The organism is Methanocalculus sp., assembly GCF_029762515.1.
Classification (GTDB): domain Archaea; phylum Halobacteriota; class Methanomicrobia; order Methanomicrobiales; family Methanocorpusculaceae; genus Methanocalculus.
On record NZ_JARVGN010000135.1, the window covers coordinates 1 to 5,337 of the forward strand.

Here is a 5,337-nt window from a genome sequence, read left to right on the forward strand (position 1 = left end):
GCAGCGTTGATGATGATATATGGCCGCATCTGAAGTATGGGTTTATAGATGATGGGTGATATAGGCTCTGGGTTCAATCGTTGAGGTAGTGTATTTTTCACCCTATCCGGCAAACCATGATCCCATGGGAAACCTGACAGTTGCAGCGATCGCACCTCCTGATGTTCTGCGTGAACTTGGAAAGAAGGGCACCTCATCGGATATCACTTTTTATAACCTGAAACGTGATCTGGATACGGTCACGCTCGTTGAGCCGTCCAGGTATCCCGATCGGCTCTCATCCCTCTTCTTCTCGGTCTCGATGGCACAGGCAGCCATCCTTGTTATCGACGAGATCACACCGCAACTTGGGGAATGTATCCTGATGCTCGATTGCGCAGGTGTTTCTGAGGGGTATATAATACTCAGAAATTACCTCGGGCAGGATCAGGTTGAACCACTCTTCAGAGGAACTGTTCTTGAAGGGTACAGGTTCTGTGAGCCGAACTGGATTGAGTTAAAAGAGCTTCTCCTAAAGGATGCTGCACTCATCAAGTCTGGTGAACCTCCGGCAGGATCAGAGCCATATGGTACAATGGCAATCGATCACCATTTCAATGTCAAAGGTATCGGAACGGTTGTCCTTGGGGGCGTCGTTGATGGCTGCCTCAGGAAGCATGATCAGCTGAAGGCGCTTCCCGGTGAGAAACAGGCGATACTCCGGTCAATCCAGAAGCATGATGACGACTCGGCGTATGCGGTGAAGGACGACCGGGTTGGCCTTGCCCTGAAGAATATCGAGGCTGATGATCTGGATCGCGGGTTTGTACTCACAACAAATCCGGCAGTTCTGGTCACTGATCAGATACATGCCGGGGCTTCACTTGTAAAATACTGGCCCTCCCCGATTCATGAGGGGATGGTTCTCTATTCTGGCCACTGGATGCAGTTCATCTCCGGAAAGGTGACTGCAGTTATGGATGATGGGGATTTCCGGCATCCTACCCTGACGATCAGCCTGGAGAAACCACTCGTCCACCTCCCCGGTGATACCGTTGTGCTCCACTATCTTGAAGGGGGAAAGCTCAGGATTGTGGGTTCCCTCAAACTTGCCTGAATGCGCGTTTCGGGGCTTTTGTGGGGTTAATTGAGAAGAAGGTATAAATGCTTCGGAAGATCAATATATAATTGTATGGGAGATATGAAAACCCTTTCTTCCTTTGGAAAGGGTGCGCATTCATCGTTATTTATCAGGCTATGGGTCTTTTCCGCCCTGACGGTGACTGCATATCTCATCACCTATCATGGTGTGCAGCATGGTATCCATGATGTCTATCCTGCCCTTTTTCTGCTTCCGATAGTCTTTACCCCCTTCCTCTTCCCCCGGCGTGAGACGATTATTGCGGTTGCGATTGCACTTGGGTATTTTGCCCTGGTCTTCTCACTTGCACGGAATGATGTTGCGATCATCTATGCATCAACGGTTAATTTCACCCTCTTTATTGCATTTGGCGTCTTTGTTGCGGTTGTTGCGGATCATGTCCGGGTGAAGGCCGGGAGATACTCACGGATGCTCGAATGTTCGGAATCATGCACCCTGATTGTGGATAGAAAGAGACGGACAATCATGGATGCCAATCCTCTCTCTGTCAGCCTGCTGGTATCCGGTTCATCATCAATATTTGGAAAAGGATTGCAGCAGCTCTGGCAAAATCCCGAGAGGGCAGATTATCTCCTCGATGAAATAGAGAAAGGGGGATCTATCTCTGATCATGAAGAAGTACTCATTGGAAGAGATGGAGCCCCCCATATCTTCCGGCTTTCGGGATCGGTTCTTGATGATGATGCGGTATTGATCTCTGCTGTTGATATCACGCCATTAAAGAATGCAGAGAAGGCATATCAGAAAACCCGGATCGAATACAAAGAGACACTTGACTCGATAGATGAGCCGATCCTTGTCATCAGCCCGGATCATCATATTCTTCTGAATAACCAGACAGCCCTTCGGCATGCCCAGAAGATTCGGGGAGTCACCGATATTGTTGGTAAGCCCGTTCTGGATTTCTTCCCCTGTTTGCAGATCCTCTCGGATCCATATGTTCATGAAATGGTATTCTCAAAGGAAAAGTCGATCAAGCGGGATATCCTCTATGAAGAATCCGGCGTGGAGAAGTGGTTTACTGTTCATATTAACCCGATTAAGCGGGGACAGGGGAGTGGATCTGCGATTGTGATGATCCACGATATCACCGAGAAGAAGAAGAATGAGGCTTTATGGAAGAAATCAGAGTCCGCACATCGTATAATCTTCGAAAATGCCGGTGCCGGGATCCTCATCATTGATGAAAACGGCTGCATTCAATCTGTCAATGATGAGTTCTGCACTCTGACGGGATATGAGAAAGAGGAGCTCCACGGGAGATCCCTCATTCAGCTCCTCTTCCCCGAAAAAGATCATCCGATCATCCAGGCCTGCATCAGCACCGATGCCGGGCATGAGTCTCATGAGGAGTATGAGGTTACCATCATCGATGCACAGGGTGATGAACGGAACTGCATGCTTCTGACTGCAATTATTCCGGATACACGACACAGGGTTGTATCCATCATCGATATCACCGAAGAACAGCGGATGCTCGATATGATGCTCGAACAGGAGGCAAACTATCTCCAGCTGATACGCCATGTGCCTGTTGGTATCTTCACCTGTGGAAATGGGGTGATACAGTTCGTCAATCCTTCATTCTGTCAGATAACAGGGTATTCCGAGGATGAGCTTCTGGGTGAGCGGGTTTCTTCAATCTTCCCGGAGGCTCGCGGGCTGCCGCAACAAAACACTCCGGCAGAGATTGTCTTCTCGAGGAAAAATGGCGAGTTCTCTCCAGGTACCGTGGAAATGCGGGCATTTCGATCAGATGGCGAGCCAGTTGAACTTGGGATCCTGATTGACATCTCGACCCAGAAAAGACTTGAAGAGAACCTCAGGGGTGAGATCGAACGAAGATCTGACTTTGTGATGGTTGCCTCCCATGAACTGAGAACACCTCTTCAACCTGTTGTTGGCTATCTCAGTCTTATCCTCGCAGATCCGGGCTCCCTGAACCTCCCGCCGGATGTGGTGGAGATGCTGACGCTCTGCCAGAAGCATATCGATCAGGAGCGGAGGATCATCGATCGGATGATTGCCCTCTCACTTGTTGACTCAAATAAGATTGTACCGAATTCCCGGGAGATACCAATCCGGGATCTCATCGAGGATATCATCGTTGAGTATAATTGTCGGGCAGATGCCCGGGTGAAGAATGAGGTGCCGCCATCTGCCACCATCCTGGGAGACCCGGATCTCCTCTATCATGTCTTCACCAGCATCATCAGCAATGCGGTGAGGTATAATGAACCGCCCCGTGAGGTTTCAGTGGAGTATGAGGCTGATTCTGATGCCCACATCATCCGGGTTATCGATAACGGCATGGGAATTGATCCGGAATCTCTCTCCAATATTTTTGAACCGTTCCATATCGCGGATCTCCAGAAATTAACACGGGAATATAACCGGCTGGGGCTTGGTCTCTCTATTGCACAACGGTATGTTCAGGTTCATGGCGGTGAGATCAGTGTCTCAAGTGTTCCCGGGAAGGGGAGTATTTTTACCATACGAATACCCATGAGGTTAGTAATATGACAAAGACGGTGATGGTGGTCGATGATGATATCCCGAACCTCACGGTGATGGGACTTCTCCTGAAGAAGCTTGGGTATGTCGCAGTCACCCATAATAACGGATGGAATGCGATCGCAGCAATCAAGGAGGAGATGCCTGATCTGGTTCTTCTGGATCTGATGATGACGCCCATTGACGGATGGCAGTTCCTGGATGAGATCAAAAAAGAGGGGATTATCGGCCTTCCTGTGATGCTCTTCACTGCAAAATACATCCGGGATGAGGAGATCGAGCCATATAAAAATGAGATAACCCTCATTCTCCAGAAACCCGTCTCCTTCAAGGAGCTCGAAGCGACTCTGGGCGAGTTCTTCAGCTCCAGGTCATAAACGAACAACCAGATTCCATCACCCTCATTTTCGAATAAGCATTCTATTAGTCATCGTTAGAGGAGGCCTCCTCCCGGTTTCAATTCATAACGGCTATATATGATCTTTAACGTAATCTCTATTTCATGAACGCTAAGGTGTGTGCCGCTCTCGTTGCGGCAGTTGTATTGTCCTTGTTTGCAGCCGGTTGCATGGGTGGGGAAACTCCCGCTCCGTCAGACCGGCCACTCTACATTGTTGGTATCGATGGTGATTACAGGCCCTTCAGCTATATCGAAGCTGATGGCTCGGCTGCCGGATTCGATGTTGAATCTATCAGGTGGATCGGTGAAGAAATGGGCTTTGATGTGAAGATCCAGCCGATGGCATGGGACGGCATCGTCACAAGCCTTGTTACAAAAAAGATCGATATGGTCTATTCAGGGATGACGATCACCCCGGAGCGGCAGGAGCGTGTCAGCTTCTCAGAACCCTACTGGATTGTTAACCAGGCAGTTGCCGCACGTGCAGACTCCGAGATGACTATCGAGGATGTACTTGCAGGTAAGGTTGTTATGGGTGCACAGCGGGGCAGTACTGCTGCAGATTATATCCAGATAAATCTGGTTGATACAGGCCTCCTCGCCGGAGATGACTTCAAACAATATACAGGCTTCTCGCTTGCAGTCCAGGATCTTGAGAACAAGCGTGTTGATGCAGTGATGTTCGATGTCCCGGTCGTGAATGAATTTATCCAGACGAATGGTCTCCGGAAGGTCGGTCTCGTTGAGACGGATGAAGAGTATGGTGTTGCAATCCGGAAGGAAGATACCGAGCTCCTCGCCACCATCAACGAAGGCATCGACCGGCTTCAGGCATCACCTAAATGGGATGAGCTGAAGCAGAAATATGGCCTTGAGTAACTGGTTTAGGATCAATTATCCCAACCAAAAACTCATTTCCCCTACCTTTTTCTCATCACGGAGACAACACTTTGAGTACTTCCATCAGCCCTGTTCTTTCAGGGTATCTTTCCGTGGTGATCCTGTTTGAGTATTCTTTCCCCGGCCATTGTTGATTCCCTCCCCTATCTCATCTCCGGTGTCTTCACGACTCTCGGGCTTGTGATCCTTGCCCTTGGGCTTGGGCTTCTGATGGGGATTCCAATGGCGCTTCTTCAGGTGTATGGCCCTGCCCCCCTCCAGTACTGTGTCCGCACCTATATCTGGATCTTCCGCGGACTCCCGATTCTGGTCCTTCTCTTCCTCTTCTACTTCGGCATCATCCCGGTACTCGGCTTTGATATTGGACCATTCTGGATTGCGG

5 protein-coding genes are annotated in these 5,337 nt (G+C 49.5%); all 5 read left to right on the forward strand.

What is annotated here, in order from left to right; genetic code table 11:
- Positions 1-124 precede the first annotated feature (124 nt).
- Positions 125-1,096 carry an EF-Tu/IF-2/RF-3 family GTPase gene (locus tag QCH34_RS06160; RefSeq protein WP_300331775.1) on the forward strand — a complete coding sequence of 324 codons (972 nt, stop codon included), beginning with the start codon at positions 125-127 and terminating at the stop codon, positions 1,094-1,096.
- Positions 1,097-1,171: 75 nt separating this feature from the next.
- On the forward strand, positions 1,172-3,664 hold the full coding sequence (locus QCH34_RS06165; RefSeq protein ID WP_300331778.1) for a PAS domain S-box protein: 2,493 nt from the start codon (positions 1,172-1,174) through the stop codon (positions 3,662-3,664).
- The gene (locus QCH34_RS06170) at positions 3,661-4,032 is read left to right on the forward strand and encodes a response regulator (RefSeq protein ID WP_300331781.1); all 372 of its coding nucleotides are present in this window, start codon (positions 3,661-3,663) and stop codon (positions 4,030-4,032) included. Before QCH34_RS06165 ends, QCH34_RS06170 begins: the two co-directional genes overlap by 4 nt.
- A 125-nt stretch (positions 4,033-4,157) precedes the next feature.
- Entirely contained in the window at positions 4,158-4,934 is a 777-nt protein-coding gene (locus QCH34_RS06175) for a basic amino acid ABC transporter substrate-binding protein (RefSeq protein ID WP_300331784.1), read from the forward strand.
- 126 nt (positions 4,935-5,060) lie between these two features.
- Positions 5,061-5,337, forward strand: a 277-nt coding sequence (locus QCH34_RS06180; RefSeq protein WP_300331787.1) for an ABC transporter permease subunit, incomplete at its 3' end; no start/stop codon positions are given.

Bases quoted from the DNA above. Each gene is read 5' to 3' on its own strand.
- QCH34_RS06160 (WP_300331775.1), top strand. From the start codon at position 125: ATGGGAAACCTGACAGTTGCAGCGATCGCACCTCCTGATGTTCTGCGT.
- QCH34_RS06165 (WP_300331778.1), top strand. From the start codon at position 1,172: ATGGGAGATATGAAAACCCTTTCTTCCTTTGGAAAGGGTGCGCATTCA.
- QCH34_RS06170 (WP_300331781.1), top strand. From the start codon at position 3,661: ATGACAAAGACGGTGATGGTGGTCGATGATGATATCCCGAACCTCACG.
- QCH34_RS06175 (WP_300331784.1), top strand. From the start codon at position 4,158: ATGAACGCTAAGGTGTGTGCCGCTCTCGTTGCGGCAGTTGTATTGTCC.